Annotated in this window: 14 protein-coding genes and 4 pseudogenes; 10 read left to right on the plus strand and 8 right to left on the minus strand. The window is 72.1% G+C overall.

Going from position 1 to position 19,674, the window contains the following annotated elements:
• A pseudogene (locus EAO76_RS46010) lies at nucleotides 1-133 on the minus strand (LLM class F420-dependent oxidoreductase); the annotation flags it as partial.
• A 108-nt stretch (nucleotides 134-241) separates the two neighbouring features.
• Between EAO76_RS46010 and EAO76_RS10685 the strand changes: the two are divergent.
• Nucleotides 242-1,171 (plus strand): LLM class F420-dependent oxidoreductase, encoded by a 930-nt coding sequence (locus EAO76_RS10685; protein WP_148835690.1) that lies wholly within the window; start codon nucleotides 242-244, stop codon nucleotides 1,169-1,171.
• A gap of 185 nt (nucleotides 1,172-1,356) precedes the next feature.
• Here the strand turns inward: EAO76_RS10685 and EAO76_RS47535 are convergent.
• The 4 genes and pseudogenes from EAO76_RS47535 to EAO76_RS10710 all read right to left on the minus strand — a co-directional run.
• Nucleotides 1,357-1,611 (minus strand): annotated as a pseudogene (locus EAO76_RS47535) (tetratricopeptide repeat protein); the annotation flags it as partial.
• Between the two features lie 524 nt (nucleotides 1,612-2,135).
• The gene (locus EAO76_RS10700) at nucleotides 2,136-3,410 is read right to left on the minus strand and encodes a phospholipase D-like domain-containing protein (protein WP_148835692.1); all 1,275 of its coding nucleotides are present in this window, start codon (nucleotides 3,408-3,410) and stop codon (nucleotides 2,136-2,138) included.
• 575 nt (nucleotides 3,411-3,985) lie between these two features.
• Nucleotides 3,986-5,800 carry a CocE/NonD family hydrolase gene (locus EAO76_RS10705; protein WP_148835693.1) on the minus strand — a complete coding sequence of 605 codons (1,815 nt, stop codon included), beginning with the start codon at nucleotides 5,798-5,800 and terminating at the stop codon, nucleotides 3,986-3,988.
• A gap of 466 nt (nucleotides 5,801-6,266) precedes the next feature.
• On the minus strand, nucleotides 6,267-7,100 hold the full coding sequence (locus EAO76_RS10710) for an NAD(P)H-binding protein (RefSeq protein ID WP_148835694.1): 834 nt from the start codon (nucleotides 7,098-7,100) through the stop codon (nucleotides 6,267-6,269).
• Between the two features lie 597 nt (nucleotides 7,101-7,697).
• Between EAO76_RS10710 and EAO76_RS10715 the strand changes: the two genes are divergently transcribed.
• Nucleotides 7,698-8,090, plus strand: coding sequence for a hypothetical protein (locus EAO76_RS10715; RefSeq protein ID WP_148835695.1), 393 nt, complete (start codon nucleotides 7,698-7,700; stop codon nucleotides 8,088-8,090).
• Between the two features lie 195 nt (nucleotides 8,091-8,285).
• Here the strand turns inward: EAO76_RS10715 and EAO76_RS46015 are convergent.
• Nucleotides 8,286-8,756, minus strand: a pseudogene (locus EAO76_RS46015) (hypothetical protein).
• On the opposite strand from EAO76_RS46015, the pseudogene EAO76_RS46020 reads away from it, so the two are divergent.
• A pseudogene (locus EAO76_RS46020) lies at nucleotides 8,703-9,062 on the plus strand (SDR family oxidoreductase); the annotation flags it as partial. The pseudogenes EAO76_RS46015 and EAO76_RS46020 overlap by 54 nt on opposite strands.
• A gap of 58 nt (nucleotides 9,063-9,120) precedes the next feature.
• Here EAO76_RS46020 and EAO76_RS10725 read toward each other — a convergent pair.
• Nucleotides 9,121-9,744 carry a TetR/AcrR family transcriptional regulator gene (locus EAO76_RS10725; protein ID WP_148835697.1) on the minus strand — a complete coding sequence of 208 codons (624 nt, stop codon included), beginning with the start codon at nucleotides 9,742-9,744 and terminating at the stop codon, nucleotides 9,121-9,123.
• Between the two features lie 76 nt (nucleotides 9,745-9,820).
• Between EAO76_RS10725 and EAO76_RS10730 the strand changes: the two genes are divergently transcribed.
• From EAO76_RS10730 to EAO76_RS10765, 7 genes are all read left to right on the plus strand, one after another.
• The gene (locus EAO76_RS10730) at nucleotides 9,821-10,516 is read left to right on the plus strand and encodes an NAD(P)-dependent oxidoreductase (protein ID WP_148835698.1); all 696 of its coding nucleotides are present in this window, start codon (nucleotides 9,821-9,823) and stop codon (nucleotides 10,514-10,516) included.
• Nucleotides 10,517-10,545: 29 nt separating this feature from the next.
• Nucleotides 10,546-10,920 (plus strand): TIGR03618 family F420-dependent PPOX class oxidoreductase, encoded by a 375-nt coding sequence (locus tag EAO76_RS10735; protein WP_262375372.1) that lies wholly within the window; start codon nucleotides 10,546-10,548, stop codon nucleotides 10,918-10,920.
• Nucleotides 10,921-10,955: 35 nt separating this feature from the next.
• Nucleotides 10,956-11,828 carry a haloalkane dehalogenase gene (locus EAO76_RS10740; RefSeq protein ID WP_148835700.1) on the plus strand — a complete coding sequence of 291 codons (873 nt, stop codon included), beginning with the start codon at nucleotides 10,956-10,958 and terminating at the stop codon, nucleotides 11,826-11,828.
• Between the two features lie 369 nt (nucleotides 11,829-12,197).
• Complete coding sequence (locus EAO76_RS44465; protein WP_187438551.1) at nucleotides 12,198-13,418, plus strand: hypothetical protein; 1,221 nt, start codon at nucleotides 12,198-12,200, stop codon at nucleotides 13,416-13,418.
• Between the two features lie 197 nt (nucleotides 13,419-13,615).
• A complete protein-coding gene (gene dhaK / locus EAO76_RS10755; protein WP_148835701.1) occupies nucleotides 13,616-14,608 on the plus strand; it encodes a dihydroxyacetone kinase subunit DhaK in 993 nt (330 codons plus the stop codon).
• Between the two features lie 46 nt (nucleotides 14,609-14,654).
• Nucleotides 14,655-15,272 carry a dihydroxyacetone kinase subunit DhaL gene (dhaL, locus tag EAO76_RS10760; protein WP_148835702.1) on the plus strand — a complete coding sequence of 206 codons (618 nt, stop codon included), beginning with the start codon at nucleotides 14,655-14,657 and terminating at the stop codon, nucleotides 15,270-15,272.
• Nucleotides 15,269-15,679: a PTS-dependent dihydroxyacetone kinase phosphotransferase subunit DhaM gene (locus EAO76_RS10765; protein WP_148835703.1), complete on the plus strand. Its 411-nt coding sequence runs from the start codon at nucleotides 15,269-15,271 to the stop codon at nucleotides 15,677-15,679. Before dhaL ends, EAO76_RS10765 begins: the two co-directional genes overlap by 4 nt.
• A gap of 254 nt (nucleotides 15,680-15,933) precedes the next feature.
• Here EAO76_RS10765 and EAO76_RS10770 read toward each other — a convergent pair whose 3' ends face one another.
• Nucleotides 15,934-19,203 (minus strand): phosphodiester glycosidase family protein, encoded by a 3,270-nt coding sequence (locus EAO76_RS10770; RefSeq protein WP_262375373.1) that lies wholly within the window; start codon nucleotides 19,201-19,203, stop codon nucleotides 15,934-15,936.
• Nucleotides 19,204-19,674 lie beyond the last annotated feature (471 nt).

A 19,674-nucleotide genomic window follows, 5' to 3' on the forward strand; every position in this document is an offset into this window, starting at 1 on the left:
CCGGAATGGGTCGTGCCGGCTTCGGGCCGACCTCGGACGGGACGATCGTGGTCAGCTCGCCCCGGTAGGAGACCGGGTCCGGGCCCCAGACGGCCGCGCACACGTCCAGCAGCTCGTCCAGGACCGCGCCCCGCATGGGCCGTCCGCGGCCTTCCCGCGTCACGGCGGACAACACGTCGAACGCTCAACAGGCAAGTGTCATACGGTGGTTGTCCCACTGCCCGTCCGAAGGAGTGCACACATGCCGGTCCCGATCGGTCTCGGTCTTCCGCAGATGAAGCAGTACGACATCGGCCGCGACGTGGCCGCCGTGGCGCGCGCGGCGGAGGAGACCGGCTACGAGAGCCTGTGGGTCTTCGAGCGGATCGTCTTCCCCGAATCCCCCACGCAGGGGCTGTACGGCGTACCGGGGCTGCCGTGGCCCGAGCAGTACCGCGGTGTCGCCGACCCGCTGATCACGCTCGCGCTCGCCGCCGGGGCGACGGAGCGGGCCCGGCTGGGCACCAGTGTCCTGGTCGCGCCGCTGCACGTGCCGTTCCAGCTGGCCCGTTCGCTCGCCTCGCTCGACGCCGCGAGCGGCGGCCGGGTGGTCGCGGGGATCGGCACGGGCTGGTCGCTCGACGAGTACGCGGCGGCCTCCGTGGCCCCCTTCGAGAAGCGGGGCGCGGTCCTGGACGAGCTGCTGGACGTGTGCGCGGCCGTCTGGGGCCCGGACCCGGTCTCCTACCGGGGCGAGCTGACCACGATCGTCCCGTCCGAGGTCGGCCCGAAGCCGGCACGACCCATTCCGGTCTACCTGCCGGCGACCGGTCCGCGGGCCATGCGCCGACTGGTGGACCGGGCGGACGGCTGGATGCCCGTCGCGATGGGGGCCGACCGGCTGGCCGAGCAGTGGAAGCAGGTCCGGGACCTGGCGGCCGAGCGCGGCCGGGAACGGCCGCTCCACGTCTGCGTGCGGGTCAACGCCAGGTACAGCGCCGAGCCGGTCGCCGGGGCGGGCCGGGAGGCGTTCCACGGCGATGTCGCCCAGATCGTCGAGGACCTGGCGGCCCATGCCGCGACGGGCGTCCCGGAGTTCCTGATCGACCTCCAGGGCACGACCCGCGACGCCGCGGAGCTGATCGACGTGGCGGCCGAGGTGTACGCGGCGGCCCGTGCGGCGGGCGTCTGACGGCACGGGCCCGGGGTGAGGCACCGGGCGGCCCGGACGCATCCGGCGCAGATGTGCCGCGGCCTTCGCCGAGCCGTTCGCGGCCGCCTTCCGGTACCACTGCTCGGCCTCCCGCGGGCGGGCCCCTCCAGCAGCTCGCCGACGTCGAGCATGCCCATCGGTTCCCCGGTCCCGGCCGAGCGGCGGTACCACTGCTCGGCCTCCGCGAGGCGGTCGGTGTGGCGGAGGACGGTGCCGAGGTTGTTCATGACCTGCGGATCCCCCAGGTCGGCGGCCCGCCGGTACCACTGCTCGGCCTCGGCCTCCCGTCCCGCGCCCTGGACCAGGTGGGCGAGGGAGTACATGGCCGACGCCTCCCCCGCGTCGGCCGCGGCGCGCAGCCGTCTCTCGGCCTCCTCCGCCCGGCCGCCGTCCCGCAGCACCATGCCCAGGGCCGCCATCCCCGGTGTGCCGCCCCCGTCCGCCGCACCGCGCAGCCACGCCGTGCGGCCGGCCGAGGCGGCGTCCAGGCCCTGCCGACGCACGGCGGGGGCGCAGCCCTGCTCGGCGGCGCGCCGGTGCCACCGCGCGGCCTCGGCCGTTCCCGGTGGCGGTCGACCGCCGCGTTCCGGTGGGCGCGCACAACGGTCGAGTCGACCGGGACGACCCGGACCGGATCGCCCTCGACATCCGCCCGGGCGAGCGGGGCGGTGAGGACGCGCTCCCGGGTCCCGTCGATCGCCCGGTTCCGAAGCCGGGTGCGGACGCCCTTCCACGAGCCGTACGCGGCGGACAGGTGCGTCCGCTGCGAGCCGGTCCGGAAATCCCACGCGATCGCGTCGATCACCTGCCGGTGATCGCGTCACCGACTGCCCCGCTCCGGTGCCCGGCCAGGCGACGACGGCTCCGTCCGTGCCCACTGCGCGTCGGTCAACGGCACGACCGGACCAACGATCACATGTCGGCGCGGCGGGTCCGGCCGCTGTCAGCTCCTGCAGTCGGCCACGTTGTCACTGGTGCCGGGCACGGCGGCGGAGCGTGCGGCCTGGAAGTTGGCCTCGAACGCGTCGAAGACCGCCGGCGTGGTGATGCGCAGCATGGCCTCGTCGTTGTTGCGCAGGGCCGGGCCGCTCCAGTTGTGGCTGCCGGTGAACATCACCTTCTGGACGGTGCCCGCGTACATGCCGTCGACCATCCAGTTCTTCGAGTGCACGATCCGGTTGGGCGTCGTGGAGTCGCCGTCGTCGTCGTGCTGGTAGCAGCGGTTCGTGATGCCGGAGACGCCGTGCAGGGCGGTCCAGGTGCCGGAGTCGGTCTCGCTGTAGACCAGATCGACCAGGCAGCCCTGGCCCGCCAGCGTGCGCAGCTTGTCCGCGACGGCCTGCCGGGTGATCTTCAGCATCGCGGCGTGGACGGTGGTGCGGCGCGCGGTGCCCGCGGAGTCGGTCCAGCGGCAGGTGATGTTGTCCATCGCGTTGACCACGGTGTCCGTGGTCGCGTCGCTGCCCGCGCGGGGGAAGAAGTAGTACTTGTAGTCGCCCGCGTTGCCGTACGTGTAGGACCAGGCGGTGCGGTTCTGGGCCGGGAGACGGGTGAAGTAGTCCGCGTAGCCGTCGTACATGGCGGTGTTGCCGGCGACGGTCACCGAACTGTTCCAGTAACGGCTGTAGTTGGACGGCGTCAGGTTCGAGGTGAGCTGGACGACGACGTTCTTCTGGGCGCCGTCGCCGACGCTGCTCGCGAGCAGGAACTTGTTGTGGTTGATGCCCGTCTGCTCCGTGCTGAGGCACGAGCGGTCCTTGGCGCACAGGGCCACCCAGGAGGCGGCGGAGGTGCTGGTGCCGAGGCTGCTCCTGAGGAGGTCGTAGGAGGCCCGGTACTCCAGGGTGCTCTCGTCGAGGACGACCTTGACGCCGACGCCCCGGGCCTTCGCGGCGCCGAGGTCCGTGGCGATCGTCTCGTCCCACAGGTGGTACATCGCGAGCCGCAGGACCGAGCCGCTGTCCGCGTTCGCGATCACCGAGCGGACCTGGGCGCGGATGGCCTGCTGTTCGGCGGTGGTGCCGGTCGGCTTGTTGAAGACCGGGCCGGCGGGGACGGTCGCCGCGTCGGCGGTCTGCGCGGGCACGAGCAGCGTGGCCACGCAGGCGGTGACGGCGAGCAGCACGCCGGCCGCACGCCGGCCCGGCGCGGAGGAACGCGGCGAGGCGGACCACCGGGACAGGGGCCACGAGCGGGTTCTGGCGAGCGTCGGTATCATCGTCGGCTTTCCTCTTTCCTCGTGCTTACGCGCGGTGCGCTGTGCGGATCTCTCGGTGCGTCAAACCGGTTCAGCAAAGCACGACTTCAGCGCGAGGTCACCCGGTTCGGGCGCCGGTTTCCCGGGGCGTCGTGACCGGCCGCCGTCGCGGCGAGGCGGGCGCGCGGGGCGGTCGGCGCCGGGTACGGGTTGCTTGTGGCAAGGGCCCGTGCCGCGAGTATCCGCGGCACGGGCATCCGGCACACGATTCCGGAGAGGACCGACAGCCGGGCCGCCCGCCTGCGCAAAGGGTCACACGGCGGACGGTCACCCCGGCTTCGCCGAAGAGCGGTACGAGAAACGCGACACCATCGCACGGGCGATCAACCGGCTCAAGCACGCCGGATCAGCGGCCGCTCGCCACGACAGGCGCGGCCGCGTCTTCCTCGGCACCGCGACCGCCGCGGCCCTCGCCGTCCGGCTCCGCGCATGACCGGCCGGACAAGTCCCGGCCCGGTGGGTCAGGTCCGCATGCCCCGGCTCCACCGGGCGGGTTCGGTGAAGGGGTGCCCGCCCGGTGGCATCCGGGGTGCCGGTCAGCCGAGTGGCAGTTCCAGGACGGCTTCCCGGCCGGTCGGGGAGGTGATGGTGGTGGCGGCGTCCTGCTTGCCGGTGAACGCGTAGAGGCGGTCCCGGCTGTTGACGACCAGGGCGAGGCGGTGGCCGTCGGCGAGGTCGTGGGCGGCGGGCTGGAGCGTCCAGTCGACGGTCCGGTCCGTGCCGGTGTCCAGACCGGTGATGGTGAGGGGCTCGTGGGTGATGATCCGGGCGTTGCCGTCCGGGTCCACGTCGAAGAGGTAGGCGACCAGGGTCGCGGCGTCACCCTCCTCGACGCGGACGGTGAGCTCGATCCTGGCGGCGCCGCGGATGCGGCGCCCGCCCGCCAGTTCCTCGGTGGACCAGACCAGGAGCCGGTCCTGGTCGAATCCGGCCGGGTCGTAGGCCTTGGGGTTGCCGAACCACTCCTTCTGCCCGGTCTCCATGATGTCGTCCATGGCGGTGGCGGTGGTCTCGTACCCGGCGGTGAACGTCCGGCTCCAGCCCGCGGACGGCTTGTCGGACAGGGCGGCATCGCCGTCCCCGTTGCTGCCGCTCAGGTACCAGGCCTCGGTGCCGGTGGTGGCCTCGGACCAGGAGCCGAGCGATTCGCGCCGGGCTTCCTCGACGATCCGGTCGCCGCCGATGCCGGTCGGTTTGGTCTTGTAGGTGAACATCACCTGGCTGTTGACCACCGGCCAGTCCGGCACCTCGTCGGCCGCGCCGAGCAGGTGGTGGTCGAGCCAGGCGTATGCCTCCGTCATCGGTGTCAGGAAGCCCCGGAACGGGGTACCGCTCGGCATGCCGGTGATGCCGACGCCTTCCGGGGCGCCGTGGTCGCCGATCCACAGGTTCAGGTGCTTGGGAACGGTGAGCTTCTCGAAGGTCGCGATCGCCTCACCCGCGGGGAACAGGCTCTCGTGCCAGGTGTTGGAGTAGAAGGTCGGGACGGAACGGGAGTTGGTGATGTCCACGTAGGTCTCCGGGGAACGCGCGGTGCCCCACTCCACCACCTCCTCCATGTTCTGCCCGTCCTGGAAGTTCTGGAGGATGCGCCACGTCGCCTCGTCGAACTTCTCCTTCTCCTTGCCCTCCTCGGCTCCGGTGAAACCGATCAGCAGCTCCACGGCCTTCTCGTGCCGGGTGCCGTTGTCGTAGAGGCTGGTGGCCAGGTTGCCCCACGTGCTCAGGGCGACCACGGTGGCAACCCGGTTCTTCTCGTCGTGCGCGGCGACCAGCTGGCTGATCCCGGAGCCGTAGGACAGACCGAGGAACCCGACCTTGCTCGGCGTGAACAGCCCTTCCGCGTGGTCGATCACCGCCGAGCCGTCCGACCAGTCGTCCGGTCCGGCGACGCCGATGAACCCGTCGGACGTGAACGGCCCGCCCGGCTCGCCGAACCCACGGGGCGTGTACGCCAGGACGTGGTAACCGCGCGCCGCCAGGGAGAGGTAGCCCACCATGAACGGCATCCAGCCGTACGGGTTCCACCCGGCCGGCACGATCACCACCGGGCGCGGCTCCGAGGTCTTCTGCTTGATCGCGAACGCGGAGAGACCGATCTCCCCCGTCACGGCAATGCGCGGGAAGCTGACTCCGGCCTCCCGCAGGACCCGCTCCACCAGCTCCCGCAGCTCGTCCGGGAGCACCCCGGCCGGGGCCGTGCCCTGGAGGGCCGCGAGCAGGGCCCGGGCGACGGCGAGCACCGACGGGTTGATGTCGAGGCTCGCGCCGCGCCAGATGCCGTGGGCCGCGATGTCGGCGAGGGTCGCGTCGGTGACCGACGCGATGGGCTCTCCGCCTTCTGTGGTCATATGAACCGCTCCGTTCTTCTGTGGCTGGACGACCAGGACGCCCGCCGGGGCGCCAGGCGGATCATGGGCAGGAGCACACGCACCGAAACGGAAGGGCGACCGGCCGCACTCGATCGGATGGAGAACCACCAACCCGTGGTCCGGGGCAGCGGTGTACTCCGCGGACGGGCCGGGCCCGGCCGGTGGCCTTCTGCGAACAGGCCCGAAGGGGCGCGGCCACCGGCCGAGTCCGGTCGCGGCGGCCGTGAGCGGACCGTTGACGCGGCCATCGGCAGGTTGACGCCCCCGACAGACACCCGGCCGACGAAACGGGCGGCACCCGAAGAACCCATCGGGGCCGACCGGCCACCGATGTCGTCCGCCTCGACGGCCGGCCACCCCTGACGGGCTGCCGGTCGTCGCACCATCGGCATACGCGTGTGGGTCCCAACCGAGTACGCGTGGACGTGGCCCAGGAACGGGCGCCTCAGCGGAAGGCGGCGACATTCTCCAGGACCCACTGGTGGAACGGCCTGGCGGGTGATCCGGTGACCCTTGGGACCGTGTCGCGCACCGCCAGCAGTTCGTCGTTGACGTCCCCGCCCGTCACATCCAGCACCGCGTCCGCGGCCTCGGCTCCCAGGAACGTGGACATGTGCCGGTGGGCCTCCGCCCGATCGATCTCCGCACATGGCACCTCCCGCCCCAGGGCCGCCGCGATGGCCTCCACCTGCTGCCGGGCCGTCACCCGCTCCGGGCCGGTCAGCTCATACGTCCGCCCCTGGTGACCGGGCTCGGTCAAAGCCACTTGCGCCACCGCTGCGATGTCCGCAGGGTGAATCGTGGGCAGCCCGGTGTCCGCATACGGCACGCGGACCGTCTGGTGCTCACGGATTGACGCCGCCCACCACATGGCGTTCGAGGCGAACTGCGTCGGCCGCAGAACCGTCCAGGCCATGCCACTGTCCTTGAGCAGCTGCTCGACAGCCATGTTTTCGCGGGCGGGGCCCAGATGCGGATGCGTCTGGGCGGTGATGGACGACACGAGCACCACGTGCTCGACACCCGCTCGGCGGGCGGCATCGAGGATGTCGGCATCAGAGCCCATCCGCGACACGAGGAACAGCGAGCGCACTCCGTCCAGCGCGGACTTCAGGGAGGCCATGTCGGCGAAGTCGCCTTCCTTCGCCTCCACCCCTTCGGGGAACGAGGCCCGCGCAGCGTCACGGGTGAGCCCCCTCAGCGGCCCTGCACCGCACGCGTGCAGCCCCTTGAGCAGAGCGCTTCCTATGTTCCCGGTGGCGCCCGTCACGAGAATCACGTGTCTTCTCCCGTCGTCAGATGGTCAACCGGGGAGAACACTAGAACCTCAACCATGCTTGAGATCAAGATGATCGCCGGGCAGGGCGCCGACCGGCGAGCACCTCCTCCGCCACTCGGTCGGGCATCTCGCCACCGAGCACGCGGACACCGACGTCCGCGGCCACGGCAGCACCGCCGCCTCTCAGGCCCTGGATCGGCTTCCGGCCCCTGTCGCCCTTTCGGGAGTGGTGGCCGGTCGATCACGACGAGAGCGGGATGCGGCGTCGTGGAAGGTCGAAGAGGATCGCAGTCGGCTCGGTCGTACGCCTGCCCCTTCAGCAGCTCGGCCTTGGTGACGTTTCCTTCGACCGCTTCCGACGCGCAGGCGATGAGGGCGGCCCGGGCAGCCGCGTGATGGCCCTCGGCGCCGTGAGTACCTTCCCCGCCCTGCTGGACAGCACCCAGATCCACCCGGCTCTCGAAGAGAAACCCCACCCGGACCCCCTCGGCGTTCACAGCCTCTCGTCAACTTGGCCCGGTCTTCGTCCTGGCCGCGGTGACCTCATTTGTTGAGCAACGCACCCATGCCACGCGGAACGGCCGGCAGGCTGTGCCCATGGACATGGAAGTGCTCGGCGCAGACGACTACGAGTCGGTGCATCGGGCAAGCCGAGGTTTGGCGGCACGGTACGGGATGGTGACGCTCAACGCCATGATGGAGGCGTGGGAGGCGTTGGTGCAGGATGTCGAGGAGGGCTTCGACGCCGAACTCGCCTGGGAGTACGCGGACATGCTGCGTTGCCGCAGGTGGCTGGCGGAGGCGTGGCCCGTGTTCACCGACAGGATTCGAGCCGCGCGGCAGGCGGAGCTCGACGCGCTGGATGCCCGCTTCCAACTGGCTACCGTGCCGCTGCACGGCCAGGCGGACGATGCGCGGTGGCATTCACGGCGACCACTCCTGATCGTCGGCGACACTTTGCTGGAACTGCCTGGATCCTGGGCCCGGTGACACGTGCGAGCTGATGTCCAACCGCCGGCCGGATCACCGGAGAGTGCCTCTGGCCCGGGAAGGCAGGGCTTGTCCAGGGTCCTGTCCGCCCCTATGAGAGACGCTGTCCAGGTGTGCGTGGCATCGCGCGGATCGTGATCGCGGCTGTGGACGCTCTGGACGTGCACCTCGGGAAGACGCTGGGCGGAGCACGCCCTACCCGGCCCCGGCTCCCGCCATCCGGCGAACCAGCAGGGCCAGTCGGTCGGCGGTCGCTGAACCCCGCGGGACCGTGTGGGCGACGAGCAACTGGTCCGGATCACCGGGCAGTGCCAGCGTCTCGTAGCCGAACTCCAGCTCCCCGACGGCGACGTGCACCAGCCGCTTCACACCGTGAGTCTTCTCTTTGACCGGGTGGTCGGCCCAGAGCCGGCGGAAGTCCTCGCTCTTCGCCGAGAGCTCGCCGACCAGGGAGGACACCGCAGGGTCGTTCGGGTGCCTGTCGGCGTCCAGTCACAGGTACGCCACCGTCTCGGCGGCGACCGCGGCCCAGTCGGGGTAGTGGACGGGCGCGGTCGGATCGAGGAACACCTGACGGGCCTGGTTGCGTTCGGAGGGCGGCTTCCCGGAGAAGCCGGCGATGGCAGGTCTGCCGACCTGGTCGACATCTCCTCCATCGCCGCGCATGTCGCCTTCCCCGGCTATGCGGTCCACGGCGCGGCCAAAGCCGCCCTCACCCAGTTGTCCACCACGCTGCGCGCGGAACTCGGCCCCCGTGACGTGCGCGTCACGAACATCGAACCCGGCCTGACCGACACCGAGCTGGGACAGCACGTGGACATCCCCGCCCTGTCACAACAGCTGCAAGGCATGTTCGAGGTCATCGACGCGCTCTCCGCCGACGAAATCGCAGACGTGGTCGGCTTCGTCACCAGCCGCCCCCCGCACGTCAACCTGCGGCAGGTGATCGTCCTTCCCACCCGTCAGGCATGAGAAGCCGCAGCTCGACCGAACTCGTCCCCGGTGCGGTGATCGAACCACCGGACGCCCGTCAGCGTCGGCGGCCGGCTCCGGTGGTCGTCGCGGGACGCGGCCTCGGGGCCAGGGCCGCGCGCAGTGCCGGGGTGAGGACGGTGCGGGTCTCGGACGGGGTGAGGGCGGCCGGGGTGGGAAGGGGATTGAGGTAGCGGGTGTAGATCAGACCGCCGAGGATCGTCACCACGGCCGTGGCGCGGGCGGTGGCGTCCCGACCGCCGAGAAATTCAACAAGCCGGGCCAGCAGCTCGCGTTCCAGGTATTCGCGGATCACCTCGGCGGCCTCGTCGCCCCGGGCCGTGAGCTGCAGGAAGTCGGCGTCCTCCCACAGGCCCGTCACCGCGTCGATCAGTCGGTCGGGGAGGGTGGCCGGGTCACCGCCGAGAACGTCGTCCACCGCCAGCGCATTGGCGCACTGGAACTGCATCACGTCCGCGAACAGGCCCTTCTTCGAGCCGAAGTGGTAGGCGATCAGCGCCGGATCGACGTCCGCCACCGCGGCCACCGCACGGACCGTGGTGCCCCGGTATCCGCGCTCCAGGAACAGCGCACGGGCCGCCGAGACGATCGCTTCGCGGGTCGGGGGATTGCCGCGGGGACGACCTCGGGTGCGGGCAGGGGCGGGAGCGGCGTTATTCATCGGCGTTGAGCCTGCGTGGCGGGATCGGCACAGTCAAGGGCGTTCCAGCAATCACGCGAAGGGCTGACCCGACATCATGCGTATCGCAGTCTTCGGCGCCAACGGGCCGACCGGCCGCCACCTCACCGACCAGGCCCTCGCCGCCGGCCACGAGGTCGTCGCCGTGACGCGCCGTCCCGGCTCCCTCTCCTCCGGTCCGCCCGGCCTCACCGTGGCCGTCGCCGACGCCACCGATCCGGCGGCTGTCGACGCCGTGATCCCCGGGACGGACGCCGTCCTGTCGGCGCTCGGCACACGCTTCGGCAAGGAGACCATCACGACGTACTCGGCGAGTGCCACGGCCATCACCGGGGCCATGACGCGCCACGGCATCAAGCGGCTCCTCGCCGTCAGCTCCAGCATCGCCGACCCGAACTGGCGCCCCACCGGCGCGCACTTCTTCAACCATGTGCTCGACCCCCTGGTGAACCGCCGCCTCGGCCGCACCCTCCACGAGGACATGCGCCGCATGGAGAGCGTGATCCGGCGGACGGACCTCGACTGGACCCTCGTCCGGCCATCGGGCCTGTTCGAGCACCCCGTCGTCACCGACCACCACACTGCCGAGGCCAGCGCCGACGGCGTCTTCACCGCCCGCACCGACCTCGCCGCAAGCATGCTGCGCGAACTCGAGGAACGGCGATACGTCCGTACGGCCATGGGCGTCATCACCACGGCCGTGAAGCCGAACATCGCCAAGCTGATCTGGCACGAGGGCGTGAAGAAGAAGTGAGCCGGAGGGCGACCCCCGGACTCTCCGCCGTGGCCAGGTCATTCCTCACCGGCCCCCGCACAGCCACGCTCGCCACGCTGCGCCCCGACGACACCCCGCACGTCACCCCGGTCCGCTTCGCCTTCGACGCGGCCACCGGCCTGGTCCGCGTGACCACCCAGGCGGGAGCCCGCAAGGCCCGGAACGTCGCGGCGGGCGGCCCGGCGGCCCGGATCGCGCTCTGCCAGGCGGACGGCATCCGCTGGGTCACCCTCGAAGGCCGGGCCACCGTCACCCACGATCCCGCGCACCTGGCCGAGGCGGTCCGCCGGTACACCGAGCGCTACCGCACACCCCCGCACGACCCGCCGGACCTGGTCGTCATCGAGATCGCCGTCGACCGGGCCCTGAGCCTCAATCTCTGATCAATCCGACGCAGTGAAAGCGAAGTGACACCGCGATGCCCACCCTGCCCGTCCTCGACTCCACCCTCCACCACCACGAGTCCGGCGACCCGGACGGGCTGCCGTTCGTCTTCCTCCACGGCAACCCCACCTCCTCGCACCTGTGGCGGAACGTCCTGCCGGGCGRGGCCGCGCCCGGCCGCCGCCTTCTGGCCCCGGACCTCATCGGCATGGGCGACTCCGGAAAGCCCGACATCGCCTACTCCTTCGACGACCACGCCCGCTACCTGGACGCCTGGTTCGACGCCCTCGGCCTTGCCGAGGCCGTCCTCGTCGGCCACGACTGGGGAGGCGCGCTCGCCTTCGACCGCGCCGCGCGTCTCCCCGGCCGCGTGCGCGGCCTCGCCTTCACCGAGACGATCATCAAGCCGCTGGCCGGCGACGAGTTCCCGGCCGCAGGACGGGAGTTGTTCACTCTCCTGCGTACCCCCGGGGTGGGCGAGGAGATGGTCCTGGAGAAGTCGCTGTTCGTCGAGGGGCTCCCGGACACGCTCGCCACCCCACTCGCCCCGGCCGACCTGGAGGTCTACCGTCGCCCCTTCCCGACCCCGCGGAGCCGTCGCCCGGTGCTGGCCTGGACGCGCATGATGCCGTTGGACGCCGAGCCCGCGGACGTGGTGGCCCGCATCGAACAGTACGACGCCTGGCTGGCCGCCAGCCCTGAGGTTCCCAAGTTGCTGGCCGCGTTCGAGCCGGGCCCGGGCGCCATGACCGACCAGCGCGCCGTGGCATGGTGCGAGGAGAACATCGCAGGACTGGAAGTTTCCCGCCACGGCCCGGCCGGCCACCACTCCCCCGAGGACCGGCCCGAGGAACTGGCGGCGTCGATCGACGCCTGGGCCATCCGTCACGGGCTGGCAAGCCGATAGCCGCCCCACGACGAAACCGGCGGGCCGGCGCCCCGGTGGTTCCGGCGGCCGTCGGACCTTCTCGGGGATGGTGTCGTCGTTGACGGTCCCGGGTACCGGATCATCCGGGCCGGTGGCAACCTTTGACGCGGTCGCTCGCGGGCGACCACCCGCGTACGAACAGGGCGAACGTCCGGCAGGCTGCACTTCCCCCGGCCGCTGCGGCATCCGGGCGGGAGATCGGACGATGGGGCTCGATGATGTGGCACGGAGTGAGCGCGGTCGAAGTACCGGCGCCGGACAGATTCGACTGGTCCGTGGAGACGATCTCCAGTGCGCTGATGCCGTCGGCGCTCAACGCGCGGGACGCTGCCGCATTCCAGGCGGAGGGTGCCTTTCCGGGTCTCGGCCCTGTGCAGTTGTCGAGGTTCTCCTGCTCCCCGCTGCGCTCACGACGCCCCCGCCCTGATCCGTCGCGGAGACCCGGAGCAGTACCAACTGGGGCCGGTGACCAGGGGACCGGCCTGGTACGCGCAGGGAGGCAGTGAGACGGAGCCGCGTGCCGGTGACCTGGTGCCGTGGGACACCTCCCGCCCCTACGACTCCGGCTCGGGACTCGACGGCGGCGGTGTCGAGGTCCTGGTCCTGCAAATCCCTGAAGAGCGCTTGCCGTTGGCTGCCTTGCAGGTCGACCGGCTCATCGCCCGGCGCATGGACAGCACCACAGGCATGAAGGCCGTGCTGACCCAGTTCCTGGGCGCGATGGCCAAAAACGGATCGGAGTGCCGGCCGCGCGACCTGGGCAGCCTCGGCAGCGTGGCGGTGGAACCGACGGCCGCGTACCTCGTCCAGCAGCTGGGCGCTGAGCCGCAGCTGCCGGAAGCGGCCCGGGCACACGTGCTGCTGCGTCAGATCGACGCGCTCATCGAGCAGAACCTGGCGGACCTCGATCCGACTCCTCGCACCATCGCCGAGCGGCACCACATCTCGCTGCGCAGCCTGTACACGCTGTTCCAGGACCACGTCGACGGCCAAGGCCGGAGCGAGGGGGTCGCGGAGGCGATCCGCAGGCGGCGGCTGGAACGCTGCAGAGCCGATCCGGCGGGACGCTCGCGCGGCGGGTTCACCACCAAGCCTCGCCCGGCGGTCGAGCAGGGGCAGAAGCCCATGCCGACCGTGGTGACGGCGGGACGGCGCGGGGCCCGCCGCAGTTCGAAACGACGCCGGAGAAGGCCCGTGTGCCCCGCATCGGGCCGGTCCGGCCGCCGCGTTTCGACCCGGTCGATCACCGTGAGCGCCAGTGGTCGGGTGCGGAATCAACCGCCTCAGGCGCCACCGGGCCGCGGCCACGCGCCACGACAGGCCCGCAGTCCGCTCCGAAGCCGCTGTCCTCGTCGCGGCCGTCAGCGGGTGGCTGTGATCAGTACACGTCGCTACGGCTCGTGGTCCTGGCCGGCTCCTTCCCACGAATGCCGCGAAGACCTCCGCGTCACCGCCCTCCACTCCCTCCTCGTCCCCGCCCCTCGGACTCGGAGTGCCCGAGATCGCCCCGATCCCGCTGATGTCGCACCAGTGCGCACCCACCCCCTTCCATCGATAATTGCGCCGTGATGCGCATTCGCAAAGAATCTACGCACCGGCTCGAACATGACGCTTCATCAGGAAACTCGGCATCCGGCCGGTACCGGTACCGCGCGGAACCGCCGCCCGGCACCATGGAGCGCCCAGGCCAAGAACTCGATACGTCCACTCCGACCTGCTAGGACCCAGCCAGTCGGCCTGCCTGCTCATCTCATCAGGAGGTATCCATGAAGATGCTGATCAACGTTCCCGAGACCGTTGTCGCGGACGCGCTGCGCGGTATGGCCGCGGCCCATCCCGAGCTGACCGTGGACGTCGAGAACCGGGTCGTCGTGCGGCGGGACGCGCCCGTGGCCGGGAAGGTGGCGCTCGTCTCCGGCGGCGGTTCCGGGCACGAGCCGCTGCACGCGGGGTTCGTCGGCCCCGGCATGCTGTCCGCGGCCTGCCCCGGGGAGGTGTTCACCTCGCCCGTGCCCGATCAGATGGTGCGGGCGGCGGCCGCGGTGGACAGCGGGGCGGGGGTGCTGTTCGTGGTCAAGAACTACACCGGTGACGTGCTGAACTTCGAGATGGCCGCCGAGCTCGCCGAGGACGAGGGTATCCAGGTGGTCCAGGTGCTCGTCAACGACGACGTGGCGGTGACCGACAGCCTGTACACGGCCGGTCGGCGGGGCACGGGGGCGACCCTGTTCGTCGAGAAGATCGCCGGGGCGGCGGCCGACGAGGGCGCCCCGCTGGACCGGGTGGCGGCCGTCGCCCGGCGGGTGAACGAGTCGTCGCGAAGCTTCGGGGTGGCCCTCGGCGCCGTCACCACACCGGCCAAGGGCTCCCCCACCTTCGATCTGCCGCCGGGCGAGCTGGAGCTCGGCATCGGGATCCACGGCGAGCCGGGGCGGGAGCGGCGTCCGATGATGACGTCGCGGGAGATCGCGGACTTCGCGGTGGACACGGTGCTGGAGGACCTGCGACCGACCGGCCCGGTGATCGTGCTGGTCAACGGCATGGGGGCGACGCCCCTGCTGGAGCTGTACGGGTTCGGTGCGGAGGTCCAGCGGGTGCTGTCCGAGCGAGGTGTGGTGGCAGCTCGTACGCTCGTGGGGAACTATGTGACCTCGCTCGACATGGCGGGCTGCTCGGTGACGCTCTGCCAGGTGGACGAGGAGCTGCTGCGGCTCTGGGACGCGCCGGTGCAGACGCCCGCGCTGCGCTGGGGCCGCTGATCCGTCCGTACCGCATTCCGTCATGCCTCAGCGACAAGGAGATCATGTGCTCGACGCCGACTTCTTCCACCGTTGGATGACCGGGGCCGCCGCCCTGGTCGGCCGTGAGGCGGACCGTCTCACCGAGCTCGACTCGGCGATCGGGGACGCCGACCACGGCAGCAACATGCAGCGCGGGTTCACCGCGGTGACCGCCGTTCTGGACGAGGAGCGGCCGCGGACACCCGGCGCCGTGCTGATGCTCGCCGGCCGGAACCTGATCTCGACGGTCGGCGGTGCCTCGGGCCCGTTGTACGGGACGCTGCTGCGCCGTACCGGAAAGGCCCTGGGCGATGCCCCCGAGGTGACTCCGCAGCAGCTGGCGGACGCCTTCGGGGTGGGTGTGGCGGCCGTGGCGCAGCTGGGCGGGGCGCAGGCCGGGGACAAGACGATGCTCGACGCGCTGCTGCCGGCCGCCGAGGCACTGGGCACCTCGTTCGGGGCGGCCCGGGAGGCGGCGGAGAAGGGGGCCGCGGCGACGGTGCCGATGCGGGCCCGCAAGGGCAGGGCGAGCTATCTGGGCGAACGGAGCATCGGCCATCAGGACCCGGGGGCGACGTCCTCGGCCCTGCTGGTCGCCGCACTGGCCGACGCCGGGGAGAAGACGGACGGGGAACGGGCATGAGCGACGGGAAACAGGTCGGGATCGTGCTGGTCTCGCACAGCGGGCCGGTGGCCGAGTCCGTCGCCGAGCTGGCCAGGGGGCTCGCCGCGGGCGGCGCGACGGCTCCGGTGGCGGCGGCCGGCGGCACTCCCGCGGGCGGTCTCGGGACGAGCGCGGAGCTGATCGCCGAGGCCGCCAGGTCGGTGGACTCCGGTGCGGGTGTCGCGCTGCTGGTGGATCTGGGCAGCGCGGTGCTCACGGTCAAGTCGCTGCTGGCCGAGGGCGACGAGCTGCCGGAGGGCTCGCGGCTGGTGGACGCGCCGTTCGTGGAGGGCGCGGTGGCCGCGGTGGTCACCGCATCGGCGGGCGGTGACATCGCGGCGGTGGAGGCCGCGGCGACGGAGGCGTACGGCTACCGCAAGGTGTGAGGCGGGCGGAAACCCGCGACGGGCGGGCCGCACCGGGTGTCCTGGGTGCGGCCCGCCCGTACGTCGTGCCTGGGGCTGGGCGGATTCCGCCCGACCCGCCCGTACGCCGTCACGGGCCCGCCCGTACGTTGTCGCGGGGCCGGCCCGCCCCGGCGCACGCCGTGGCGCGGGGAAGGCCGTCGTACGGGCGGCCCGGCGCCGCCCGCGCCGGTCGTGGGCGCGGGCGGCGGCGGCCGCCGGTGGGTCCCCGGACGTCAGGCCGCCGGTGCGGCCCCGGTCGCCGTGATCCTGACCTGGGTCCGCTGCGTCGTGCCGTTGACCGTCACGGCCAGGGTGATCGTGCCCGGACGGAGCGCGGTGAGTGTTCCGCTGGACGGGTCGAGGACCGCGGTGTGCCGGGGGCGGGCGCCGTTCCGGTCACCGATGTGGACGTTCGGGGAGCCGGTCCAGTCCGCGGCCATCGGGAAGCCGACCGGGACGGCCCGGGTGCCCTGGGTGACCGTCGCCGTCACCTTCGTACGGCTTCCCGTGCCGAGCACCGGGGGCGCGTCGAGGTTCAGCGCGTCGACGTGCGCCCGGGTCTGCACGGAGACCCAGTCGGGTCCGCCCCGCCACGGCCGCAGGCGTGCGGCGGCCTGCTCGCCCGCGGTGACGCGGTCGGCGCCGACCATCGACCAGCCGGTGAAGCCGCCCTCGTCCGCGGCCCCGGCCGGGGCCTTGCCGGAGTTTCCGTTGATCAGGTACGGCACCCCGTCGACGTGCGAGGCGTGGAAGACCCCCACGTGGCTGCCGATGAGGGCCGCGCCCTTGCCCGTCGTGCGGCGGAAGTCGGCGAGCCACTGCTCGACCAGGGCCGCCTCCTTGCGGTCCCCCAGCTGGCTGCCCTTCTGCACGGTCGGGTCGCGCGGCGGCACGTGCTCGATCAGCATGACCGAGTCGACGGCGCGGTCCTTCGCCGCCGCGTCCAACTGGGCGCGCAGCTGCCGGATCTGGGCGAAGCCGCCGCCGCGCAGGCTGAGGCTGGAGGTGTCGAGCGTGACGAAGCGGGTGCCCCTGTGGTCGAACGTGCGCTGGGCGGGCCCGAATTCGCCGACGAAGTTGTCGATCTTCCCGCCCATCACCTCGTGGTTGCCCGGTACGTAGTACCAGGGCAGCGCGTCGCCGAGTTCCTCGGTGAGGACGCGGCGGGCGAAGGCCAGGTCCTCGGGCGCGCCCTCGTCGACCAGGTCGCCGTTGACGACCAGGAAGTCCGGGCGGGCCGCCCTGATCTCGCGCAGGGTGCGACGGGCCTGGGCGACGATCGCGCTGTCCGGGTCGCGGGCGACGAACTGGGCGTCGGACATCACCGCGAACCGCCAGTCCCGGCGCCCGGTCACGGCCGCGGTGTCGATCAGGTCGTCGGCGGGCGCGGCCTGTTCGGGAAGGTCGACGGTGGGCGGCACCTGGGCGGTGAGGTCGTCGATGACGATGTCGCCCGTGTACTGCTTGGCGGCCGCGGTCTCGGCGAGGTAGAAGCGGTGCACGGAGAGCGGCATGGCGGCTCCCTGCGGCACCGCGAAGGTGACCTCCCGCCAGCCGGTCCAGGTGACGTACGGGCCGCGCAGCAACTGGTCGGAGCCCGCGGCGTCCTTGAGGTGCAGGGTCGGCCAGGCGCCCTTGCCGTCGCCCTTGATCCACAGCTTGAACGACTGGGGCTGACCGGCCACGGTGACCGGCCCGGGCGGGGTGGCGTAGGCGGCGCGGGTGGCGGTGGAGCCGGTGAAGTCGTAGCGGAGCCGCAGTCCGGTGCCGGTGCGGCCGTCGGGGGTGGCCTCCAGCGATCCGCTCGCGCGGGCCTGGCTGAACTTCCAGGACCCGGCGTCGTCGAAGGAGGAGACCGGCTGCTCGGTGAGGCCGGCACTGACGGCGAGGACGGTGGTGGTACCCGCCGCGGTCGCCCTGATCAGTCCGGCGCCGGAGCCGGTGCGCGAGGCGACGGTGAAGGAGCCCCGGCCGTCGTCGCGGATGTCGAAGAGCGCGCGGTCGTAGTCGAGTGCGACGTCACGCGGTTCGACGGGGGCGCTGGTGCCGTGGGCGTCGAGCCCGACGATGCCGAACGTGCCGGTGGCCTTGGCGTCGGCGAGTCCCACCCGCTGGGTGGTGGGCTGGATGCGGGCCAGTTCGTCCAGGACCGTCAGGGTGGTGCTGCCGCGTGCCGGCCCGTGTGCGGCGCTCACGGTGGTGGTGCCGCCGCGGCGTGCGGTGAAGAGCCCGCCGCCGTCGACCGTGCCGACCGAGGCCGATGCGGTGCGCCAGCGCGGAGTGCCCCGTGCCGGGCCGTACGTCTCGTCGTACCCGGTCGCGGTGAGGCGTCGGGTGAGTCCGGGGAAGACCCGGTCGGGGTGGCCGCCCTTGACGGGGTCGACGCCGGGCGCGGTGGCCGCGGGCGTGCGGGGCTGCACCCAGAAGCCCTTGAGCCGACCGCTGCCGTCGGGGGCGGTGAGGGCGAGGCCGTTGGGCACGGTGCGTTCGCTGCCGTCGGACGGGCTGTTCTCCACCCGGAGCGCGTCGCTGCCGGGTTCGCGCGCGACGAGGGTCGACGATCCGCCGCCGTCCAGGTTGAGGGCGCTGTACGAACCGGCGCGCCGCATCATCAGGCCGAGTTCGGTGAGGGTGACGCCGCCGCTGTCGGCCTGTCGTCCGTCGACGGTGAGGACCTGCATGGTCCGGCCGTCCTCGGAGAAGCCGACGGCGGTGCGGGGCGCGGCGGTGTTGTTGCCCTCGCCGTCGTGGTTCTGCGCGACCCCGTCGACGACGAGGAGTTCCCGGCCGCCGACGGCGGTGCGCGGCACGGCCCCGGCGTCGGTGCGTGCCCGGTAGGTCAGGGAGACCGGGTCGCCGGGTTTCAGGGCGTCGAGTGCGGCGGCTCCGGCCTCGCGGCCGACCAGGACGGTGGTGCCGTCGGGGATCTCGCCCGATCCGGGGGTGTGCGAGACGGAGACGACCTTGCCGTCGCGTACCGTCGCTTCGGCGACCGGGCTCGCGTCGTCCACGGTCAGGGCGCGGTCGGCGGTTCCCCAGGCCGAGGTGTACGCGCCGACCCCGCCGGAGGGCACATTGGCGGCGTTGTACGCGGTGAGCGGCCGTTCCCCGGCCGGCAGGGTGAGCGTTCCCTCGAAGTACAGGCTCAGGACGCGGCCCGCGCTGTCGGGGCCGATGCCGACGGCCCGGTTGACGCCGGGGGCGGGCGACTGGACGGTGGCCCCGTCCTTGACGCCGATCCCCTCGGGTGCGCCGGTCTGGTTGATGTCGAAGAAGTCGGCGTTGATCGCGGCGACGGTGCGCCGGCCGCGGCCCGCGTCGTGTCCGGCGGCGAGTTCGGAGACGGTGCGCCGATCGGAGACCTTGCCGGAGGAGAGGTAGTCGGCGCGCACTTCGCCGCCGCCCAGGTCGACGGAGAGGTGGTCGACCCGCAGCCACTTGTCGGATTCGAGCCGGTCGTAGGAGTCGAGGCGGATGCCGGGGGCGATCGTACCGACGGTCATCGCGGACACGGTCGCGAGCAGCACGAGCGAACGCGTCGCCGTCCCGCGCCCGCGCGCGGCCCTTCCTCGTGGCCCGGTCGCCCGGCCGGCTGTGCCAAGAACCACAAATCCTCCTGGAATCAAGCGGGTTGCGCGGCCCTTCCCGCAGGCGGCGCATGCTGTCGGCGGACAGCATGGCCGTGCGCGTCGTCGCGCACCAGAGGGCATCGGGAACCTCACGGCGAACAGGGCACGTCGGTCCGATGGCGACACCGATCCTCGTGAAGGGAAGGTCCGCGGAATCCGACCCGAGGCAGCGTGCGCAATCCGCGGGGCATCGGATTCGGGAGGTCCTCGGCCGTCGGGCAGAACTCCCGGCACGGTTCCCATGGCGGAACACCGCAACCAGGGAAAGGTGGATAAAGTACGAAAGAAGGGGTCGTACCGTCCGGTCGACTGTTCGCGCACGGCGGCCCGATCAAAAATCTTCCT

Source organism: Streptomyces sp. sk2.1 (assembly GCF_008120935.1).
Classification (GTDB): domain Bacteria; phylum Actinomycetota; class Actinomycetes; order Streptomycetales; family Streptomycetaceae; genus Streptomyces.